Origin of the sequence: Micromonospora sp. NPDC057141 (genome assembly GCF_042670805.1) — a bacterium.
In the GTDB taxonomy this organism is placed as follows: Bacteria; Actinomycetota; Actinomycetes; order Mycobacteriales; family Micromonosporaceae; genus Micromonospora.
The window spans coordinates 35,090-54,022 of the sequence record NZ_JBHUVA010000042.1 but is presented as its reverse complement, the minus strand read 5'-3'; the positions used below and the strand labels follow the sequence as shown (position 1 = coordinate 54,022).

General features: G+C 73.1%; 18 protein-coding genes. 13 read left to right on the top strand and 5 right to left on the bottom strand.

The annotated features are described in order from the left end of the window. From ACFT41_RS20620 to ACFT41_RS20610, 3 genes are all read left to right on the top strand, one after another. Positions 1-450, top strand: a 450-nt coding sequence (locus ACFT41_RS20620) for a non-reducing end alpha-L-arabinofuranosidase family hydrolase (RefSeq protein ID WP_377613952.1), incomplete at its 5' end; no start/stop codon positions are given. 121 nt (positions 451-571) lie between these two features. Then, a complete protein-coding gene (aceB, locus tag ACFT41_RS20615) occupies positions 572-2,131 on the top strand; it encodes a malate synthase A (protein WP_377587598.1) in 1,560 nt (519 codons plus the stop codon). Then, positions 2,131-3,339: a DUF6986 family protein gene (locus tag ACFT41_RS20610; RefSeq protein WP_377587597.1), complete on the top strand. Its 1,209-nt coding sequence runs from the start codon at positions 2,131-2,133 to the stop codon at positions 3,337-3,339. Before aceB ends, ACFT41_RS20610 begins: the two co-directional genes overlap by 1 nt. A 50-nt stretch (positions 3,340-3,389) precedes the next feature. Here the strand turns inward: ACFT41_RS20610 and nshR are convergent, their stop codons facing one another. Continuing rightward, the gene (gene nshR / locus ACFT41_RS20605; RefSeq protein WP_377587596.1) at positions 3,390-4,292 is read right to left on the bottom strand and encodes an NshR/TsnR family 23S rRNA methyltransferase; all 903 of its coding nucleotides are present in this window, start codon (positions 4,290-4,292) and stop codon (positions 3,390-3,392) included. A 141-nt stretch (positions 4,293-4,433) separates the two neighbouring features. On the opposite strand from nshR, the gene ACFT41_RS20600 reads away from it, so the two are divergent. From ACFT41_RS20600 to ACFT41_RS20580, 5 genes are all read left to right on the top strand, one after another. Further along, positions 4,434-4,754, top strand: coding sequence for an ArsR/SmtB family transcription factor (locus tag ACFT41_RS20600; protein ID WP_377587595.1), 321 nt, complete (start codon positions 4,434-4,436; stop codon positions 4,752-4,754). A gap of 15 nt (positions 4,755-4,769) precedes the next feature. Further along, positions 4,770-5,255 carry an SRPBCC domain-containing protein gene (locus tag ACFT41_RS20595; protein ID WP_377587594.1) on the top strand — a complete coding sequence of 162 codons (486 nt, stop codon included), beginning with the start codon at positions 4,770-4,772 and terminating at the stop codon, positions 5,253-5,255. 70 nt (positions 5,256-5,325) lie between these two features. After that, a complete protein-coding gene (locus tag ACFT41_RS20590; protein WP_377587593.1) occupies positions 5,326-6,615 on the top strand; it encodes a histidine kinase in 1,290 nt (429 codons plus the stop codon). After that, a complete protein-coding gene (locus ACFT41_RS20585) occupies positions 6,603-7,250 on the top strand; it encodes a response regulator transcription factor (RefSeq protein WP_377587592.1) in 648 nt (215 codons plus the stop codon). The genes ACFT41_RS20590 and ACFT41_RS20585 overlap by 13 nt, the downstream gene beginning before the upstream one ends. Positions 7,251-7,392: 142 nt before the next feature. Beyond that, a complete protein-coding gene (locus ACFT41_RS20580; protein WP_377587591.1) occupies positions 7,393-8,253 on the top strand; it encodes a hypothetical protein in 861 nt (286 codons plus the stop codon). Positions 8,254-8,347: 94 nt separating this feature from the next. Here the strand turns inward: ACFT41_RS20580 and ACFT41_RS20575 are convergent, their stop codons facing one another. Further along, on the bottom strand, positions 8,348-8,794 hold the full coding sequence (locus tag ACFT41_RS20575; protein WP_377587590.1) for a helix-turn-helix transcriptional regulator: 447 nt from the start codon (positions 8,792-8,794) through the stop codon (positions 8,348-8,350). Between the two features lie 75 nt (positions 8,795-8,869). After that, the gene (locus ACFT41_RS20570; RefSeq protein ID WP_377587589.1) at positions 8,870-9,130 is read right to left on the bottom strand and encodes a hypothetical protein; all 261 of its coding nucleotides are present in this window, start codon (positions 9,128-9,130) and stop codon (positions 8,870-8,872) included. Between the two features lie 461 nt (positions 9,131-9,591). Between ACFT41_RS20570 and ACFT41_RS20565 the strand changes: the two genes are divergently transcribed. Both ACFT41_RS20565 and ACFT41_RS20560 read left to right on the top strand, forming a co-directional pair. Continuing rightward, entirely contained in the window at positions 9,592-10,362 is a 771-nt protein-coding gene (locus tag ACFT41_RS20565) for a DUF5753 domain-containing protein (RefSeq protein ID WP_377587588.1), read from the top strand. Next, on the top strand, positions 10,359-10,553 hold the full coding sequence (locus ACFT41_RS20560) for a DUF397 domain-containing protein (RefSeq protein ID WP_377587587.1): 195 nt from the start codon (positions 10,359-10,361) through the stop codon (positions 10,551-10,553). Before ACFT41_RS20565 ends, ACFT41_RS20560 begins: the two co-directional genes overlap by 4 nt. A gap of 111 nt (positions 10,554-10,664) precedes the next feature. Here ACFT41_RS20560 and ACFT41_RS20555 read toward each other — a convergent pair whose 3' ends face one another. Beyond that, positions 10,665-13,202: a S8 family serine peptidase gene (locus tag ACFT41_RS20555; protein ID WP_377587586.1), complete on the bottom strand. Its 2,538-nt coding sequence runs from the start codon at positions 13,200-13,202 to the stop codon at positions 10,665-10,667. 130 nt (positions 13,203-13,332) lie between these two features. On the opposite strand from ACFT41_RS20555, the gene ACFT41_RS20550 reads away from it, so the two are divergent. Further along, on the top strand, positions 13,333-15,027 hold the full coding sequence (locus tag ACFT41_RS20550; protein WP_377587585.1) for an RNA polymerase sigma factor: 1,695 nt from the start codon (positions 13,333-13,335) through the stop codon (positions 15,025-15,027). Positions 15,028-15,078: 51 nt separating this feature from the next. Here the strand turns inward: ACFT41_RS20550 and ACFT41_RS20545 are convergent, their stop codons facing one another. Beyond that, complete coding sequence (locus ACFT41_RS20545; RefSeq protein ID WP_377587584.1) at positions 15,079-16,143, bottom strand: LacI family DNA-binding transcriptional regulator; 1,065 nt, start codon at positions 16,141-16,143, stop codon at positions 15,079-15,081. A 176-nt stretch (positions 16,144-16,319) separates the two neighbouring features. Here ACFT41_RS20545 and ACFT41_RS20540 point away from each other — a divergent pair, with 176 nt between their 5' ends. Together ACFT41_RS20540 and ACFT41_RS20535 are read left to right on the top strand one after the other, a co-directional pair. Next, positions 16,320-17,405 (top strand): sugar ABC transporter substrate-binding protein, encoded by a 1,086-nt coding sequence (locus ACFT41_RS20540; protein WP_377587583.1) that lies wholly within the window; start codon positions 16,320-16,322, stop codon positions 17,403-17,405. A 1-nt stretch (position 17,406) separates the two neighbouring features. Further along, the gene (locus ACFT41_RS20535) at positions 17,407-18,933 is read left to right on the top strand and encodes a sugar ABC transporter ATP-binding protein (RefSeq protein ID WP_377587582.1); all 1,527 of its coding nucleotides are present in this window, start codon (positions 17,407-17,409) and stop codon (positions 18,931-18,933) included.

The following is an 18,933-nucleotide window of genomic DNA, read 5'->3' as shown; positions in this document are numbered from 1 at the left end:
AACGGCAAGATCTACCGGGCGAGCATGCCGATCGGGAACTTCCCGGGCAGCTTCGGTTCGTCGTACACGACGATCATGAGTGACACGACGAACAACCTGTTCGAGGCGGTGCAGGTCTACAAGCTTCAGGGGCAGAGCCTGTACCTGATGATCGTCGAGGCGATCGGTTCGCAGGGGCGGTACTTCCGGTCGTTCACGGCCACCAGCCTGGGCGGTTCGTGGACGCCGCAGGCCGCGACCGAGAGCAACCCGTTCGCTGGCAAGGCCAACAGCGGTGCCACCTGGACCAACGACATCAGCCACGGCGAGCTGATCCGTACCACCGCCGACCAGACGTTCACCGTCGATCCCTGCAACCTCCAACTGCTCTACCAGGGGCGTTCCCCCAGCTCCGGTGGCGACTACGGCCTCCTGCCGTACCGGCCGGGCCTGCTGACCCTCCAGCGCTAGCGGAGCCAACGCTAGTGGCGTGAGCTGGTGCGGGCGGGCCCGGTGCAACGACCGGGCCCGCCCGTTTCATGCCGGCCGTGGGGCGGACACCGGCGGAGTCCTTCGGGCAGGATGGACGACCATGACCGTCATCGTCAGCGGACCGGAGGTCGACCGGTCGGCGGAGATCCTCACCCTCGAGGCGCTCGACCTCGTCGCCGGCCTGCACCGCCGGTTCGCCGCCACCCGGGCCGAGCTGCTGTGCCGCCGTGCCGAACGCCGGGCCGAGGTCGCCCGCACCGGGCGGCTCGACTTCCTGCCGGAAACGGCCGACATCCGCTCCGGTGACTGGCGGGTGCCCCCGCCCCCGGCCGACCTGGCCGACCGGCGGGTCGAGATCACCGGCCCCACCGAACGCAAGATGATGATCAACGCGCTGAACTCCGGCGCGAAGGTGTGGCTGGCCGACCTGGAGGACGCCAACACGCCGCACTGGCACAACGTCGTGTCCGGCCAGGTCAACCTGCGCGACGCGGTCGCCGGCACGGCGTCGTTCACCGCCGCCGACGGCCGGGGGTACGCGCTGCGCACCGACGCGCCGCGCGCCACGATCGTCGTCCGGCCGCGGGGCTGGCACCTCGACGAGCGGCACCTGCTGATCGACGGGGCACCGGCGGTGGGGGCGCTGGTCGACTTCGGCCTCTACTTCTTCCACAACGCGCGCGCGTTGCTGGCCGCCGGCTCCGGCCCGTACTTCTACCTGCCGAAGATGGAGAGCCACCGCGAGGCGCGGCTGTGGCACGAGGTCTTCACCGCCGCCGAGGAGCACCTGGGGCTGGCGGTCGGGAGCATCCGGGCCACCGCGCTCATCGAGACCATCCCGGCGGCGTTCGAGATGGCCGAGATCCTCTACGAGCTGCGCGAACACGCGGCGGGGCTCAACGCGGGGCGGTGGGACTACCTGTTCAGCATCATCAAGTACTTCCGCGACGCCGGCCCGGCGTTCGTCCTGCCCGACCGCGCGTCGTTGACCATGACCGCGCCGTTCATGCGCGCGTACACCGAGCAGTTGGTGCGGACCTGCCACGCGCACGGCGCGCTGGCGATCGGCGGGATGGCGGCGTTCATCCCGTCGCGCCGCGACCCGGAGGTCAACGCGCGGGCGTTGGCCGGGGTCCGGGCGGACAAGCAGCGCGAGGCCGCCGACGGCTTCGACGGCTCCTGGGTGGCCCACCCGGATCTCGTCCCGATCTGCCGCGAGGTGTTCGACGCGGTGCTGGGCGAGCGCCCCCACCAGCTCGACCGGCGCCGCGACGAGGTCGCGCCGGACGCCGCCGCCCTGATCGACCTGTCCGCGTCGGTCGCGCCCCCGACGGCCGCCGGGCTGCGCGCCAACGTCGGGGTGGCGCTGCGCTACCTGGCCGCCTGGCTGGCCGGCAGCGGCGCGGTCGCCATCGACAACCTGATGGAGGACGCGGCGACCGCCGAGATCTCCCGCTCTCAGGTCTGGCAGTGGGTGCACGGTGCGGTCGCCCTCGACACCGGCGAGCCGGTCACCCCGGAGCTGGTGCGGCGGCTCGTCGACGCCGAGCCGCTCACCGGGCCGCACGCCGACGCGGCCCGGAGACTCTTCGTCGAGGTGGCGCTGGCCGACGAGTTCGTCGACTTCCTCACCCTGCCCGCCTACCGGATGATCGACTGATGCTGGACCCGGCAGTCCTGCACCGGCTCGACGCCCTCCTCGCCGCCGACGACCGGCAGCGGGCCGCGCGCTACCCGGGCCTGGCGCCGACGGGCCAGCCCGTGCACACCGTCTACGTGCCGGCCGACCGGTACGGCCCGCACACCGTCGACGAGTGGCGGGCCGCCGCGCTCGCGGCGCTCGACCGGCACGGCCCGCTGCCCGGCGTGGCCGACGCGCTGGCCGCCCGGGTCCGCGCCAAGCTCGCCGCCGAACCGATCGAGGACCTGCGGATCGACTTCGAGGACGGGTACGGAGTCCGGGGCGACGCCGAGGAGGACGCCGCCGCCCGGGCCGCCGCCACCGTGCTGGCCCGGGGTCGGGTGACCCGCCACGTCGGGCTGCGGATCAAGTCACTGGAGCCGGCGACGCGCCGCCGGGCGGTACGCACCCTCGACCTTTTCCTCGACACGCTGCTGCGCCACCGGGCCCTGCCCGACGGGTTCCGGGTGACCCTGCCGAAGGTGACGTCGCTGCCACAGGTCGAGGCGATGGTGCAGCTCTGCGCCGCGCTGGAGGCCGCCCACCGGCTCCCGTCCCTGCGCTTCGAGATTCAGGTGGAGACCCCGCAGGCCGTGCTCGGGGCCGACGGCACCGCGACGGTCGCCCGGATGGTGCACGCCGCCGCCGGGCGCTGCGTCGGGCTGCACTACGGCACCTACGACTACTCCGCCGCGCTGGGTGTCGCCGCCGGCCAGCAGAGCCTGGAGCATCCGGTGGCCGACCACGCCAAGGCGGTGCTCCAGGTGGCGGCGGCCGGCACCGGGGTCGCGGTCAGCGACGGGTCGACCAACGTGCTGCCGACCGGCGACCGCGCGGCGGTGCACGCCGGCTGGGCGCTGCACCTGCGGCTGGTCCGCCGGTCCCTCGAACGCGGCCTCTACCAGGGCTGGGACCTGCACCCCGGGCAGCTGCCCACCCGCTTCGCGGCGACGTTCGCCTTCTACCGGGACGGGCTGCCGGCGGCGGCCGGCCGGCTGCGGGCGTATCTCGACCGGGCCGACAGCGGCATCCTCGACGAGCCGGCCACCGCCCGGGCGCTCGCCGGGTTCCTGCTGCGTGGGCTCGACTGCGGGGCGCTGGACGACGCCGAGGTGGTCGGCCTGGCCGGCGTGGACCGCGCCCACCTGCGCGAGACGGCCAGTGGCGGGCCGATGAGTCTGGGCTGATGCGCCGGACGAGAACCCGCCCGGCGGGAGACAGTGCCCATGAAACGGGGTCAGCGGCTCCGGCGGCCCGGGTAGACCGGCCGGGTGGGCCGCCCGGCACCGCGCCCGGCGGGCGAGCGCTCGGCCCGGGGCGGCTGCGGCGCGGGCCGCCGGGCGGCGAGGTTCCAGTGGGAACGCTCGTAGAGCGCGATCCCGGCACAGACGGAGACGTTCAGCGACTCCGCAGCCGGGTTGATGGGGATCGACACCGAGTGGCTGGCGATGCTCTCGAAGGAGCGTGACGTGCCGGTCTTCTCGCTGCCGAGCAGGAGGGCGAGCTGCTCGTCGGCGTCGCGCAGGTCGCCGACCGCGAGGTCGCCCTCGGTGTCGAAGGCGATCAGGGGGACGCCGGTGCGCCGGAAGTGGGCGATCGCGTCGTCGCGCGACGCGAGCACGATCGGGAGCGAGAAGACGTAGCCCCGGCTGGCCCTGACCAGGCGTCGGTCCGCGATGGTGGTGAGGTCGCTGTCCACGAGCACGATGCCGCCGGCGCCGAGCGCGAAGGACGTGCGCACGATGGCGCCGATGTTGCCGACGATCTTCACGCCGTCCAGGACGATGATGTCGCCGGTCGTGCGGGCCAACTCGTCGAAGCTCCACGGCCTCGGGACCCGGGCGATGCCGAACGCCTTGGGCTTCTTGTCGGTCTTGAACAGGTCGTTCATGATCGGGGCCCCGACCAGGCGGACCGGGATGTCCCGCTGCTGGCAGGCCGCGAGCACCTCGTCGGGGAGGGGTGAGGTCTCCACCCCGTAGACCTCGATGAACTCCAGCCCCGCGCGAATGCACTCCACGAGCGGCTCGGCATCCTCGATGAGCACGGTGCGGACGACGGACCGCGAGTGCTTGGTGACGTCGACGATCCGCTGCACGGCCGGATCCGACCGGTCGGTGATGACGCCGGGGTTTACCACGAAATCGACCCTAACAGAGGCGTGATCGGCACCCCCGTTCGTGGTGCACCGGCCCAGGACCGCCGTGGGTCGCGCCGGTGCCGCCGAGTCGCTTGCGCCGGACGCGGGCCGCCACTAACGTACAACCATATGGTTGTAGAAATGGTGGCCGGAGAGCAGGCAGACCGCGTCTTCCATGCCCTTGCGGACGCCACCCGGCGCGACATCGTCGCCCGGGTGATCCGCCACGCGGAGTCCGTCTCGGCGCTCGCCCGGCACTACCCGATGAGCTTCGCTGCCGTGCAGAAGCACGTCGCGGTGCTCGAGAAGGCCTCGCTCGTGACGAAGGAGAGGCGGGGGAGGGAGCAGATCGTGCACGCGGACATGGCCGTGCTCCGCCGGGCCGCCAGGCTCCTCGACGCGTACGAGGAGATCTGGCGGGAACGTGTGGCCCGCATCGATCAGCTGATCGCCGAAGACTGAGAGGGGAACCGAACGATGCCCGTGACGAGCATCCAGAAGGACACCGAGGCGTTGACACTGACCTTCGTCGCCGAGTTCGACGCCGGGGTCGAGCGCGTGTGGCAGGTGTGGGAGGACGCGCGCCAGCTGGAGCGGTGGTGGGGGCCGCCGACCTGGCCGGCGACGTTCGAGCAGCACGACTTCGTGGTGGGGGGCTGGTCCCACTACTACATGACCGGCCCGGAGGGCGAGAAGGCGCGGGGCTGGTGGCGGATCACGGCGCTCGACGCGCCGCACCGGCTGGAGTTCGACGACGGCTTCTCGGACGAGGACGGCAACCCGACCGACACCGACCGGCCGACCCACGCCGTCGCGACGCTGGCGGCGGACGGTGCGCGCACCCGGCTGACGCTGGTCAGCACCTTCGTCGACGCCGAGCAGCTCGAACAGATGGTGAACATGGGGATGGAGGAGGGCCTACGCGAGGCCATGGGCCAGATCGACGGCCTGCTCGCCGGGTAGGGCCAGCCCCACCCCAAGACTCGGGCCAGCGCCCTGGTTCGTCGCCGGCACCCTTGGCTAGCTTGGGCGCATGACGTCGACGACCACGCTGCTCAGGGCGGTGATGCGGCCTGGATTCCTCCTGTCGACGTGGCCGTGGCGCGGGATCGCCTACACCGCGACCACGGCCGTGGCATCGGGTCTGCTCTGGCTCGTGCTTTCCGTCCCGCTGGCCCCGCTGGCCCTGGCCGTCGAGGTGCTCCAGGTGGAAGGAATGCGGGCGGTCGAGGAGGCACCACACCGGTGGACCGGCACCTACGTGTCGGTCGCGGTGGTGCTCAGCCTGGTCAGTGTGGGCCTGCTCGCGCTGACGGTGCCGAGGCTGGCCACCGCCGCGGCCGGCGTCGAGCGGTGGCGATTGCGGCTGGCCGACGACGCCCCGGCGGTGTCGCGTCGAAGTGGCAACCTCTACACCGACCCGGCCACCTGGCGTTCCGTGGCCTATTTGCTGCTCCTCGGCATCGTCGCGCCGGTGTGGCTCGGCGTGCTGGCCCTCGCCGGCCTGCTCGTCGTCTCCACCCCGTTCGCGGTGCACTATCGGCTGGTCAGCATGGAGTCGACGGGTAGCGCGGTCAGCCGCGCCGCCCTGGGGCTGGTGCTGATCCCGGCGGTGCTCTATCTGACGTCGGCGTTCGGTGGTGGGCACGCCGCCCTCGCCCGGCTGCTGCTGTGCTGCGAGCCCGACCCGGCCGCAGCCGAACTGGTCGAGGTGACCCGGTCCCGGGCGCGGCTGGCCGACGCGTTCGACGCCGAGCGGCACCGCATCGAGCGCGACCTGCACGACGTCGCCCAGCAGCGGCTGGTGAGCCTGACCATGCAGCTCGGCCTCGCCAAGCTCGACCTGCCGGGCGACTCGCCCGCAGCGGTCGCGGTGGCCTCGGCGCACGACCACGCCAAGGCCCTGATGGTCGAGCTGCGCGACCTGATCCGGGGCATCAGCCCCCGGACGCTGCGTGAGCTGGGGCTGCGCGCCGCAATCGAGGAACTCGCCGCGGGCAGCCCTCTCCCGGTCCACGTCGACGCCGACCCGGCCCGGTTCCCGCCGGCGGTGGAGACGGTGGCCTACGCCGCCGTGTCGGAGGCGCTCGCCAACGCCGTGAAGCATGCCGCCGCGACCGAGGTCACCGTCGACGCCCGACGAGCGGGCGGCACGCTGGCGGTCCAGGTGCGCGACGACGGGCGCGGCGGTGCCGACCCGTCGCGCGGATCGGGCATCACGGGCCTGGCCGACCGGGCTGCTGCGGCCGGAGGCCGGCTGCTCATCTCCAGCCCGCCCGGCGGGCCGACAACCCTGCGGGTGGAGTTGCCGTGCGCGTCGTGATCGCGGAGGACTCCGTCCTGCTTCGCGAGGGGCTGGTCGGGCTGCTCTTCCGGTTCGGCTTCGACGTCGTCGCCGCCGTCGGTGACGCCGCCGCTCTGGTGACGGCGGTGGAACAGACCGCCCCCGACCTCGTCGTCACCGATGTCCGCATGCCGCCGGGCTTCGCCGACGAGGGGCTGCGGGCCGCCGTGGCCCTGCGCGCGGCCCGCCCCGGCCTCGCCGTGATGGCGCTCAGCCAGTACGTGCAGCACAGCTACGCCGGCGAGCTGCTCGGCTCGGGCCAGGGCCGGGCCATCGGCTACCTGCTCAAGGACCGCGTGGCCGACGTCGTCGAGTTCGCCGACATGCTGCGGCGGGTGGCCGAGGGCGGCACGGTCGTCGATCCCGAGGTGGTGCGCCAGCTGATGCTGCGGGGTCGCGACCCGCTCGATCACCTCTCACCCCGGGAGCGCGAGGTGCTGGCGCTGGTCGCCGAGGGCCACTCCAACGCCGCGATCGCCCGCCTCCTCACGCTGACCGAGGCCGGGGTGGGCAAGCACATCGGCAGCGTCCTCGCGAAGCTGCACCTGCCGGTCAGCGACGACACGAACCGGCGGGTCCTCGCCGTCCTCACGTACCTGCGGGGCCAACAGTGATCCACGACCGGGACGACCCGGCCGGCCCAACGCTTCCGTAGCTAGCGCCGTGGCTTCCGCCGCACCCGCGCGGGCTCGCGTACTGAACCGGCCGCCTGCCGGCCGATTCCGCTCATCCACTCGCTCGATCGAAGGAGCCTACGTGCACAGTTCCGCTGCCCCGCCGCGCCCGGCGGGTGCCTCCGGCCGGGTGATCGCCGCGCTCGGCGTCCTCGCCGCAGCCCTCGTCGTCGCCTTCGTCGTCGCCCCGCCCGCGCTGACGGCGGACAGGGCGGGCGGCATCGTCGACCGGCGTGACCTCGGCGAGGCCCTGCGGGCGTCGTTCGTCGAATACTGGCGCTCCGACGACCGGAGCCTCTCCCCGGACCTGGCGCGGGTGGTCGACTACTGGTCCCGTTACCACCTGGTCAAGGCCGTGATCGCCGCCCTCCTGTTGATCGTGCTCGTTGCCCTCGGCACTCGCCTCGCCAGGGCGTTCGTGACGGCCGGCGGTCTCGGTGCGGGAAAGAGGGTCGCCCTCGCGGCGGGCGGCGTTCTCGTCGCGACGCTCGCGCCGCTCTCGTTGGCGATGGTGATGGCCAACGTCCAGGGCGCCGTCGCGCCCTTCGCCTCGTTGCTGCCGATGTTGACGGACGGCGTGACCGACCCGGAACTCGCCGACACGCTGACGCAGGTCGAGCAGCGACTTGCCGACGTGGGCAGCACGGGGGGCAGCGGCTCACCCGCCCTCGACCTCATGATCGACGACTTCTCCTGGTACCACGAGGCGATGGCCGTGGCAGCCGCCGTCGTGGCGGCGGTCCTCATCGCGACGAGCGTGGTGGCCTGGCGGAGATTCGCGCGGACGCGGTCCTCCGACCGGCGAAAGAGGGGGCTGCTGGCGGTGTACGGGCTTCTCTCGGTGCTGTTGTTGCTCCCGGTGATCGCGCTTACGGTGGCGAACGCGACCACCGCGGCAGACCCGGAGCCGGCGCTCCTGGCCTTCTTCCGGGGCGGATGGTGAAGGTTGCGGCCCCAGGATCGGCTGCGCGATCAGTGGCCGGTTGCGGTGGAATCGCGTCGGCGCGTCGTGTACCGGAAGCGGCCACTGTTCCCGGTCAGGTCGCCGGTTGCCGGAGTGGCCGGGGAGCATCCCGGACCGGCCTGGTCACCTGCTTCGACACGCAGGCCGGCAGCCCCACCATGCTGCGCGCCGCCCGCTGCCGGTAGCTGCTCGGCGGCATCCCCACCAGCTCGGCGAAGCGGGTGCTGAAGGTGCCCAGCGACGCGCAGCCGACCGCGAAACAGACCTCGGTGACGCTGAGGTCGCCACGACGCAGCAGCGCCATCGCGCGCTCGATGCGCCGGGTCATCAGATAGGAGTACGGCGACTCGCCGTAGGCGAGGCGGAACTGGCGGCTCAGGTGACCGGCCGACATGTTCGCCCCCCGGGCGAGCGCCTCCACGTCCAGCGGCTGCGCATAGTCCCGGTCGATCCGGTCGCGGACCCGCCGCAGCCGCGCGAGGTCGCGCAGGCGCTGGGCTTCGGCGGAACCACTGGTCACCCCGGGATCATGCCACTCCGAGCCGGGCGCCTCCCCGCAACGGAGGAGAGACGTGGGCCGGAGCGGCTGGGGGCACTACTCGCGTGGCGCTGGCCGGCGGCGCGGCGTCGCCCAGCCGAGGAAGCGGGCGTGCATCGCCGCCGGGTCGGGCAGGCCGCCCAGGCGCAGCGTGTCGTCCATCGCTTCGTACATCGACGAGGCCAGGTAGAACGCCAGCGCGACCGAGTGGCCGTGGAACTCGGTCAGCAGCGCGAGGCGGGCCGGCTGGCACGGCCAGGGCGCGGCGCAGGACCGGCACAGCCAGGCGGGGCGCATCGGCAGGTGCGGGCGGGTCATCAGTGGGTCCGCAGCTCGCCGGCCAGGCACCGGACGACCCGCGTCGCCAGGCCGCCGCGTGGGCCCCGGTGTGGAGGAATCATCGGCCCGATCAGGGGCGGGTCGTACGGGGCCGGTGCCGGCTCCCGGGGCGGCGGGTCCGGCGTCGGTACGGGAGCCGGCGTCGGCCTCGGTTCCTTGTCGTGCAGTTGGCGGCAGCAATGGCAGCAATGGCAGTGGTGGCCGCGGATCCGGCGGTGACGGTCTCCCGACATGGAACCTCCTCGGCTGGCTGGAGGGGCCGCCCCGGCCCGGTGGTTCTGGGGAAGGACCGGGGCGGCCCGGTGCGGACGCGACCGGCGGGTTCGGGGCCTCCACCGGCTCGCGCCGTCCTGAGAACACCCTGTCTCAGCGTCGTTGGACGGATACACAGCGTTGGGTAGGGTTGTGGAGACGCTCCGGACGTCCACACAGGAGGCGCTGTGAATCACGGACTCATCGCGGCCATGGCCGAGGCTGGCGAGACAGCCGAGAGTCTCGCAGGTCAGATGGGGGCGGACCCGAAGACGGCACAGCGCTGGGTCAACCCCGGACGGGTATCCCGGCCCCGCCACCGATCCAGAATCGCCGCGCTACTCGGAAGGGACGTAGGGGACCTCTGGCCGGACGTTCTGAAGCGCCGCGAACCGGCGTGGTTCAGGCCGTGGGCCGACATCGAACACGAGGCAACCGCGTTGCGCGGGTTCGAGCTGGCGTGGGTGCCGGGACTGCTCCAGACCGGGGCGTACGCGAGGGCGACGCTCGCCGGTGAGACTCTCACCCCCGAAGAGGTCGATGAGCTGGTGGCGGCACGCGTCGGTCGCCAGAAGATCCTCCATCGGTCCCGCCCGCCGCTGATCGTCGCAGTCCTCGATGAGGCTGCCCTTCGTCGTCCAGCGGCCCGGGACGGCCGCGCGTTGATGCGGGAGCAGTGCGAACACGTCGCGGCATGCGCGGAGTTGCCGAGCGTGCAGGTGCATGTGGTACCGGCGGGCACGCCCATGTACCCCGGGATGGGCGGGCCGTTCGTCCTGGCCGAAATGCCTGACGGGACGCGCGTGTCGCATGTGGACGGCCAGGTCAGCGCGCAGATCATTGCCGAACAGGCTGGCATTGCTACCCTGGAGCGACGGTGGGCGCGCATTGTAGGCGAAGCCCTGCCCCGGGCGGCATCACTGGATCTCATCAGGAGAGCGGCAGCGGAATGGACATGACCGGTGCGCAGTGGCGCAGGAGCACCAAGAGCGGCAACAACGGTGGCAACTGCGTGGAGGTCGCCGACAATCTTGCCGGTGTCGTTCTCGTCCGCGACACGAAGGACCGCGACGGTGGCACGCTGACCTTCCGCCCCGCCCAGTGGCAGGGCTTCGTCGACCTGGCGAAGGCGATCGGCCCCGTCAGCTGACCCTGGCCCGCAGCAGGGCACCCCTTCCCGCAGGCCGGGGGCCCGGCCGAGCGGCCCGGCCCCCTTCACCCGCCCCGCACCCCGGTTCTCCGGTCGCGGGCGGTCGCCCGGTCAGGGCGTCGTCACCTGGATCTGCACCGGCACGGAGTCCACGCCGACCAGCCCGGTCGAGTCGAAGACCTCCAGCCACACGGACCAGGTGGTGACGTTGCCCTTGCTCAGGCCCAGCTCCGCGCTGAAGCTCGCGCAGCTCTTCGGCACGACCTTGTCGTCGACGGGGCCCCCGGTGGGCACCGCGCTGCCCTGGCAGAGCACCTTCTTGACGCCGCCGTCGCCGTACGCGGTCCACCGGTAGCGGGTCCCGGCGACCGTGCCGTCCTCGGCGTCGGTGCCGGTCCCGGCGAACGCGACGAGCTTCGGCTTGCCGTCGATCGTCGACAGGTTCAGGGCCGCCGCCGGCTTGGTGATGGTGGCGGTCGGCGGGTGCTGCCCGACCAGCAGCGCGGTGACCGTGAAGGCGCGCTGCGCGCTCGCGCCGCCGGCCGTGAACGTCGCCGTGTACGACCCCGCCGTGACCTTGCCGGCCGGCAGGAGGGCCTGGTGCCCGGTCTGCTGGTGGACCACCGTCCCGCCCCGCCGGACCGTCCAGGACGCCTCGTTGTCGGGCACGGGCCCGTAGGCGTCGGGGTCGTCGGAGGTGCCCACCAGGCTGATCGACTGGCCCGGGGCGAGCGTCAGCCCGACCGGCGGCGAGATGATGGCCGCGGTCGTCGGGCTGTCCACCACCGTGACGGAGACGGTTGCCGAGCCGGTGCGCCCGAGGCTGTCGGTGGCCTTGGCCGTGATGACGTGGGTGCCGGCCGACAGCGCCGGCACGAACGTCTGCGACTCGTGGCCCAGCACGCCGTCGAGGCTGCTGATCCAGGTGATCGGGATCTCCTTGCCGAGGAAGTCGGTCGCCGTGCCCCACAGGTCCACCGACTGGCCCACCCCGACGTGCTGGCCGGTCTTCGGCGTGCTGATGCTCACCGCGGGCTTGTCGACCTTGACGCCCAGCGCCTTGGCGACGGCGGCCAAAGCGTCGATCCGGCGTTGGCTGCCCGTCACCTTGGCGCCGAGCCCGCCGACGTGGGCGGTGCTGTTGAGGAGGTCCCGGACCTGCGCGGAGGTCAGGCTCGGGTCGGCGGCCAGCACCAGCGCGGCGACGCCACCCACGAACGGCGCGGCGACGCTGGTGCCGCAGGCGTTGGACCGGGTCTTGTTGACGGCCGGACTGCCGGGGTCGGCGAGTCCCAGGACGCACATCGGGCCGTAGATCTCCACGGAGGTGGTCAGATCACTGGTGCCGTAGTTCGACCCGTTCGCCACCGTCGCGTTCGTCTTCATGCCGCCCACGCACATGACGTGGGTGCTCTCGCAGGGCACGTAGAGGGTGTCGCTGTCGACGTTCGCGGTGTCGTTGCCGGCGGACGAGACGATCAGCGCCCCGGTGTCGCGGACGTGCTTCATCCGCCGGTCGGTCCAGGTGCGGGCGTGGGACTTGCCGAGGTTCACGTCGCGGGTGAAGCTGAGGTTGACCACGTCGGGGTGGCTCGCCTCGGCGGCCTTCTCCAGCCGGCGCAGCACCGTCCAGTAGTCGATGCCGTTGCGCACGGCGACCAGCTCGTCGACCACCGGACCGGCCGGCCCGGCGGTGCCGTAGCCGTTGTCGACCCGGCCCATCCCGGCGAGCACCACGTCGGTGCCGTGCCACGGGCAGGGCGTGCCGCCCGTGCAGTCGTTGGTGTTGGTCTCGCCCCACTCCGCCGTGTGCAGGGACACCTTGCTCGGGAAGTCGGCGTTGAACTGGAACCCGCCGTCCTGCACCAGGTATTTCACCTGCTTGGTCAGCTTGCCCTTGGCCTCCAGCAGCTGCCAGGCCGGCGCGACCCCGATGTCCATCGCGCCGCCGGACCGCATGAACATCCAGTCGAAGACGTTGTTCGTGATGTCGGGGGCCTCGTACACCTCGCCGTCGACGATGCCGGCCGGCTCCACCAGCCAGTCGAGGACCAGCTCGGTCCCCGCCCGCCACTCGGCGGCGGCGAGCGCGAGCAGCCGCAGCGCCCGCTCGTCGCCGACCCGGTACGCGCCGGACTGGCCCGGCTCGGCGGCCCGCAGATCGTCGACCAGCCCGGCCGGGTCGGCGCGGTCGGCGTCCACCCGGACCAGGTGGTCCTGCCCCTGCTCGTCCGGCGGGAACGAGTCGAGCACCTGACCGCCCCAGCGGGTCAGGAAGGCGTCCAACTCGGCCTGGTCGGCGACCCGCACCATCACCTCGTCGAGCACCAGGCCGGCGGGCGAACCGTCCGGCCCGGCCACCACGCCGAGCTCCCGGTCGGTGCCGAGCCGGCCGACGGGGTCGATCGGCAACCGGGGAGCGGACAGCCCCGGGTCGACCCGGAAGGCCAGCGGCCCGCCGCTGGTGCTGCCGGACGTCACGGCGGCGTTGGCGGGTGCCGGAGCGGCGACGCTGGTTTGCGCCGGAGCGGCGACGGCATCCACCCCGGTGGTCGTGACGAGGCCGCCGGCGAGCGCCGCCGCCACGGCGGTGACCAGGATCCGGCGCGGGCCGGTGGCGGGGCGGCGGGCGGAACGTGTCGGTGTCATGAGCGTCTCCTCGGTGTCGGCGGTGCGCTGACACCGGTGGGAGCGCGGGCGGGTCGGCATGCCAACAGAAACGCACCGGGATTTATCTTTTCCGTTCTACTGGACCGGTCGGAGAGCGGTGGGAGCAGGGATGGACACGGCGGCACAGGACGACAGGACGCTCGTCGAGGCGGTGCGCCGGGGCGACCGGGCCGGCCTGGAGGGCATGTACCGGCGGTACGCCGATCGGCTCTACACGTACGCCCGGGTGCTGGTGCGCGAGCCGGAGGCCGCCGCGGACGTCGTCCACGACGCGTTCCTCACGGCCAGCCAGCGCATCGACCAGCTCCGCGACCCCGACCGGCTGCGCCCCTGGCTGTACGCGATCGTGCGCAACGAATGCCTCCGGCAGTTGCGGGAGCGGCCCCGCTCCTCGCCGCTGGAGGAGGCGGGCGACCCGGTGGCCGACACCGTCGACCCGGTCACCGGGGTCAATGCCGACCAGGTGCGCGAGCTCGTGCACACCGCGGCAGCGGCGCTCAACCCGGGCGACCGCGAGGTGGTGCACCTGGCGATCCGCCACGACCTGTCCTCCGTCGACATCGGCGCGGCCCTCGGGGTGCCCACCAACCACGCCCACGCCCGGCTGTCCCGGGCCCGGTCGCAGCTCGAACGGGCGCTCGGCGCGCTGCTCGTCGCGCGCAGCGGGTCCCGGGACTGCCCGGCCCTCGCCGGCGTGCTCGACGGCTGGCAGGGGCGGCTCACCCCGACCCTGCGCAAGCGGGTCGCCCGGCACATCGACGGCTGCGCCACGTGCGGGCTGCTCCGGCGCGAGCAGCTCAACCCGGCGGCGCTGCTGTCCGCGTACACGGCTCCGGGGTTCCTGGTCGTCGCCGACACGGTGTGGCCGAGGCTGGCCGAGGCTGCCGACGATGGGATGACCGGGGCGGCCGACGGCGGTGCCGGGGTCGAGCCGCCCGCCGTCGACGCGGCGACCCCACCGCCGTCGGCGGCGCCGGCCGAGCCCGTCGGTCCGCCGCCGACGGCAGAGCCGGGGGACGGGCCGGACGACGGGCACACCGCGCGGTCGGCGGAGCGGTCCGCCGCCGGGCCCGCCGCCGTGGTGGCCGGGGGCGGCGTGGCGGCTCCGCAGGCGGTGGGACGATCCACGCGTACGGCGTCGGGGGCCCGGCGTCGGCGTCGGCTGGCCGCGACGGTCGGGCTGCTGGTGCTGCTCGCCGCAGCCGGCACCTGGGCGCTCGGACCCGGCCGGCCGGACGCCGAGCGGGTGGCGGCGACCTCCGGCGCGGCGGCCGACCGACCGGCGACGCCAGCGGTGCGGTCGGCGGCCCCGGCGGACGCCGCCGCGTCCAGCGGTTCCGTGGCCCCGGCGGCGGGGCCCGAGCCGACCGGCACCGGCGGCACGCCCACCGGGCCCCTCCCGTCCGGCGCCCCGCCCGGCGCGACCGGGCCGGTCGCCGGTCCCGCCCCGACGGTGGCGCCGACCGGGTCGCCGGTCGCGCCCCGGCCGACCGCCACGCCGAAGCTGGCCACGGCGTTCACGCTGCGGGCGAGCGCGCACGTGCGCTGCGGGGCGGAGACGTACACCCTGGTCGTGCAGGCCACCAGCAGCACCACGATCGACGCGGCGGAGGTGCGCTGGACCACGTCCGGCAGGGCCGCGTCGAGCCGGGCCATGACGGTGGACGGACCGTCGGCGCGGGCCAGCGTGGGGCAGCTGCGCGCGTCGAGTCTGACCTGGACGGTGCGGGCGACCGCCGCCGACGGCCGCACCGCGCAGAGCCCGAGCTACCCGGTCACCGATCCGTGTCTGCGGCCGGGGTAGGCGTCTTGCCGGCCGGGCGTGTTGGAGGCGCGCCGCACCGCCCGTCCGGGCTTAAGCGTGCCGCCCGACACTGGCGCGTTTGGTGAGGGTGGGCCGGAGCGAGCGATGGGGGGCCGGCGGTGGCGCGTCCTGGTCGACGAGCATCGCGGCTGCGGACACCGCCCCGTGGCCCAGCTCGTACATCGGCAGGTGCACCGAGGTCAGGGGCGGGATCGTGGCCTGGGCGATCTCGATGTCGTCGTATCCGATCAACGAGAAGTGCTCCGGGACGCGCAGGCCCGCGTCGTGGGCGGCCTGGAGCGCCCCGGCCGCGATGTAGTCGTCGGCCGCGAGCCAGCCGGTCGGCATGTCCCGGGTGTCGCCCCGTAGGTAGCGCGCGAAGGCGTGGCGTCCGGCGGAGATGGCGTAGTCGCTGCGCAGCACGTGGCCCGGGTCGAGGCGCAGGCCACGCTCGGCGCACAGCCGGTAGAACGCGCTGAGCCTGGCCTCGGCGTCGAGATGGCCCGGTGGTCCGGCGAGGTATCCGACGCTTCGGTGGCCGAGCTCCACGAGGTGATCGAGTGCCAGGGTCACGCCGTGCGCCTCGTCGACGGTGAGCACACAGTCCGCGGGGGCGCCGGCGTCGTTGAGGGCGACGACGGGGGTGCCCTGGGCGCGTAGCCCGGCCAGGTAGCTGGTGTCGTTGGCCCACTGCGGCAGCACGATCACCGCGCCGAACCCGCGTGCGGCGGCCTCGGCGGCGAGTCGGGTGCCGGCGTCGAGCGGGGTGGTGGTGACGAACTGCACCGACAGGTGCAGCCCGGCCTCGTCCCCGCCGGCCATCGCTCCCCGGATGAGCGCGTAGAAGAACGTCGCCTCGCGGTAGGCGAGCGACTCGGGGGTGGTCAGGATGCGTAGCCCGATGTCGGTGGTCCGTCCGGTCCGCAGCGACTGGGCGCTGACGCGGGGGACGTAGCGCAGGGCGGTCGCGGCCTCCCGGACCCGTACGCGGGTGCCCGGTGCCACGGCTCCGCCGTTGAGTGCCTGTGACGCCGTCGCGACGGACACCCCGGCGAGGGCGGCGACGTCGGCCAACCTCGCCGGTCCGCCGGACCGTCGGGGACGTACTGCGCCCACTCCCACTCCCTCCAAACCGATTCGGATGCCAATCGATGTGGCTCACCATACCGCAGCCCAGGAGCAGGATCTTCTATGGGCGGTCGTAACAGACAGGTAACAAAAACGTTTTAGATATGGGTCTACCAGCGCTTCCTCCCTAACGTCTGCGCAACGGGGCTCTACGAGGAGGGCAAATGATGTTGAAGCGGATGGGTAAGGGTTGGCCGCGCCACCTGGTCGTGGCGTTGGCGACGATGTCGCTCGTGGCGGTGACCGGCTGCGGCTCCTCCGGTGGGAGCGGGACGACCGACTCGTCGGACGACGTCGCCGCCGCGACCGGGACGACCCCGGTGCCGGGCCGCCCCACACCCGTGGACAACCCCGACAAGAAGAAGGTCCGGATCGCCCTGGTGGACTTTCCCGCCCAGGTGGCGGAGGTGTTCAAGGCATCCGAGGCCGGCGCGTCGCGCGCCAAGGAGGTGCTCGCCGGCCTCGGCGCCGAGGTGGACTACCTGCCGGTGACCACGATCTCGGCGGACGGGGTCAACCAGGTGGTCCGTACCGCGATCAACGAGGGCTACGACGCGATCGGTGTCACGCTGCTGGGCCCGGCCAACTGCGAGCCGATGCGGGAGGCCGTCGCCAAGGGGATCAAGGTCGCCGCGATGATGTCGTCGGCGGACTGCGTGGAGGGCACCGGAGCGCTGTTCTACCACGGTGAGGACAGCCACGCCGCCTGGATGGAGATCGCGAAGTCCCTCGTCGCGGCGGTGGGCGACAAGACCTGCAAGGTCGGCATCGTCACGGGCTTCTTCAGCGCGCCGCAGCACGAGGCGCGCCGCCAGGGCTTCATCGACGGGCTCGCCGGCAGCGGCATCACCCCGGTCAGCAAGGGTGTGGAGGCCGGCGTCGACCAGGCCAAGTACCAGGCCGCCGCGCGCGACTACGTGACCGCCAACGACGATCTGTGCGCGCTGGTGGCCACCACCGGTGAGAACGGGGCGATGGCCTCGACGCTCAGCGCCGAGCAGGCAGCGAAGATCAAGGTGATCACGTCGGACCTCACTTCGGGCACGCGCAAGCAGATCGAGGCGGGCAAGCAGTACGCGGCGATCGAGCAGGACCCGTTCGGCTCCACCTACGACACCTCGATCTGGCTCTACAACGCGGTGATCGGCGGTCAGGGCCCGGACGGCGGCTTCAACCAGCCGGTCAAGGACCTGATCGTCACCAAGGACAACCTCACGGACGCGCTGCGCAAGCAGAGCCAGGGCTACTGAGATGACCTCGTCTGCCGTCGCCCTGCAGACGCGCGGGCTGAGCAAGCGCTACGGCGGAGTCGTCGCGCTGGCCGGCGTGGACGTCACCATCCACGCCGGCCAGGTGACCGCGCTGCTCGGCGAGAACGGCGCCGGCAAGTCGACACTGGTGGCCTGCTGCTCGGGTGCCGCCGTCGCCGACGCGGGGGAGATCCGCCTGCACGGGGAGGTCCGGAGCTTCCCCACCCCGCGCGCGGCTGCCGCCGCCGGTGTCGCCGTGGTGCACCAGGAACCCCAGATGCTGGAGCACCAGAGCGTCGCCCAGAACCTGTACATCTCCGACCTGGCCGGCGGCGCCCGCAGGGTGGCCTCGCGGGCCAGGCTGGAGCAGCGGGCCGAGGAACAGCTCGCGCGGCTCGGCCTGGCCGGGGTGCTCGACCCCCGGCAGACGACGAGCACGCTCAGCGGCGCGAAGCGGCAACTCGTCGAGATCGCCCGCGCCCTGCTCACCTCGCCGACGGTGCTGTTCCTCGACGAACCGAACGCCAGTCTCGGTGACGAGGAGACCGAGCAGTTGTTCTCCGTCGTGCGCCGGCTGCGGGAATCCGGGGTGGCGGTCGTCCTCGTCAGCCACCGGCTCACCGAGGTCTACCGGATCGCCGACCGGGTCGTGATCATGCGGGACGGGCGCAAGGTCGCCGACGGAACGGTGCGCGACATCCCCCTCGACGCCGCCGTCGCCCGGATGGGCGGTCGACCCCGCAACGAACGCGGGCACCAGGCCCCGAGGGCCGCGGCTGCGGGATCGGGCGAGGCCGTGTTCGAGTTGCGCGACGCCTCCGGGCGCGGCTTCCGCCACGTCGACCTGACCCTGCGTCCCGGCGAGATCCTCGGTATGGCCGGGTTGGTCGGCGCGGGACGTACGGAGATCGCCCTGGGCGCGATCGGCGCCACGCCCCTGCGGTCGGGGCAGGTGCTCGTCGACGGGCAGCGGCGTCGCCTGCGCTCGCCCAGCGACGCTCTGGCCCACGGCGTCGTCTACATCGCCGAGGACCGCAAGGACGCCCTGTTCTATGACAAATCAGTCGGCTTCAACATCAGGGCGAGCCTGCTGGGGCCGTCGCGGAACACCGTACCCAGGCCGCGCGAGGGCGAGGCGCGACAGCTCGCGGGTCGGCTGGCCCAACGGCTTGCCGTCAAGGCGCCCTCGCTGGCCACGCTCGCGCGCGGTCTCTCCGGCGGCAACCAGCAGAAACTGCTGTTCGCCCGGGCCGTCTCCGTGCGGCCCCGGGTGCTCATCCTCGACGAGCCCACCCACGGCGTGGACATCGGTTCCCGCGCCGAGACGCACGAGCTGATCCGGCAACTCGCCGACGAGGGGATCGCCATCTGGATGATCTCCAGCGAACTCGACGAGATCCTCGACCTGGCCACGCGCATCGTCGTCGTGCGGGACGGCCGGATCCAGACCGAGGTCCCCGCCGGTCACGACCCCACACCCATCCTCGCGGCGGCCCTCGGAGCGACCGCCGCCGCCAACCGGAGTTGA

What these genes read in the sequence shown, in the direction of transcription:
- ACFT41_RS20570 (WP_377587589.1), bottom strand. Translation starts at nt 9,130, where the DNA reads ATGACCCGCCCGCACCTGCCGATGCGCCCCGCCTGGCTGTGCCGGTCC.
- ACFT41_RS20540 (WP_377587583.1), top strand. Translation starts at nt 16,320, where the DNA reads ATGATGTTGAAGCGGATGGGTAAGGGTTGGCCGCGCCACCTGGTCGTG.
- ACFT41_RS20535 (WP_377587582.1), top strand. Translation starts at nt 17,407, where the DNA reads ATGACCTCGTCTGCCGTCGCCCTGCAGACGCGCGGGCTGAGCAAGCGC.
- ACFT41_RS20555 (WP_377587586.1), bottom strand. Translation starts at nt 13,202, where the DNA reads ATGACACCGACACGTTCCGCCCGCCGCCCCGCCACCGGCCCGCGCCGG.
- ACFT41_RS20600 (WP_377587595.1), top strand. Translation starts at nt 4,434, where the DNA reads ATGGTGGCCGGAGAGCAGGCAGACCGCGTCTTCCATGCCCTTGCGGAC.
- ACFT41_RS20560 (WP_377587587.1), top strand. Translation starts at nt 10,359, where the DNA reads ATGACCGGTGCGCAGTGGCGCAGGAGCACCAAGAGCGGCAACAACGGT.
- ACFT41_RS20550 (WP_377587585.1), top strand. Translation starts at nt 13,333, where the DNA reads ATGGACACGGCGGCACAGGACGACAGGACGCTCGTCGAGGCGGTGCGC.
- aceB (WP_377587598.1), top strand. Translation starts at nt 572, where the DNA reads ATGACCGTCATCGTCAGCGGACCGGAGGTCGACCGGTCGGCGGAGATC.
- ACFT41_RS20590 (WP_377587593.1), top strand. Translation starts at nt 5,326, where the DNA reads ATGACGTCGACGACCACGCTGCTCAGGGCGGTGATGCGGCCTGGATTC.
- ACFT41_RS20595 (WP_377587594.1), top strand. Translation starts at nt 4,770, where the DNA reads ATGCCCGTGACGAGCATCCAGAAGGACACCGAGGCGTTGACACTGACC.
- ACFT41_RS20610 (WP_377587597.1), top strand. Translation starts at nt 2,131, where the DNA reads ATGCTGGACCCGGCAGTCCTGCACCGGCTCGACGCCCTCCTCGCCGCC.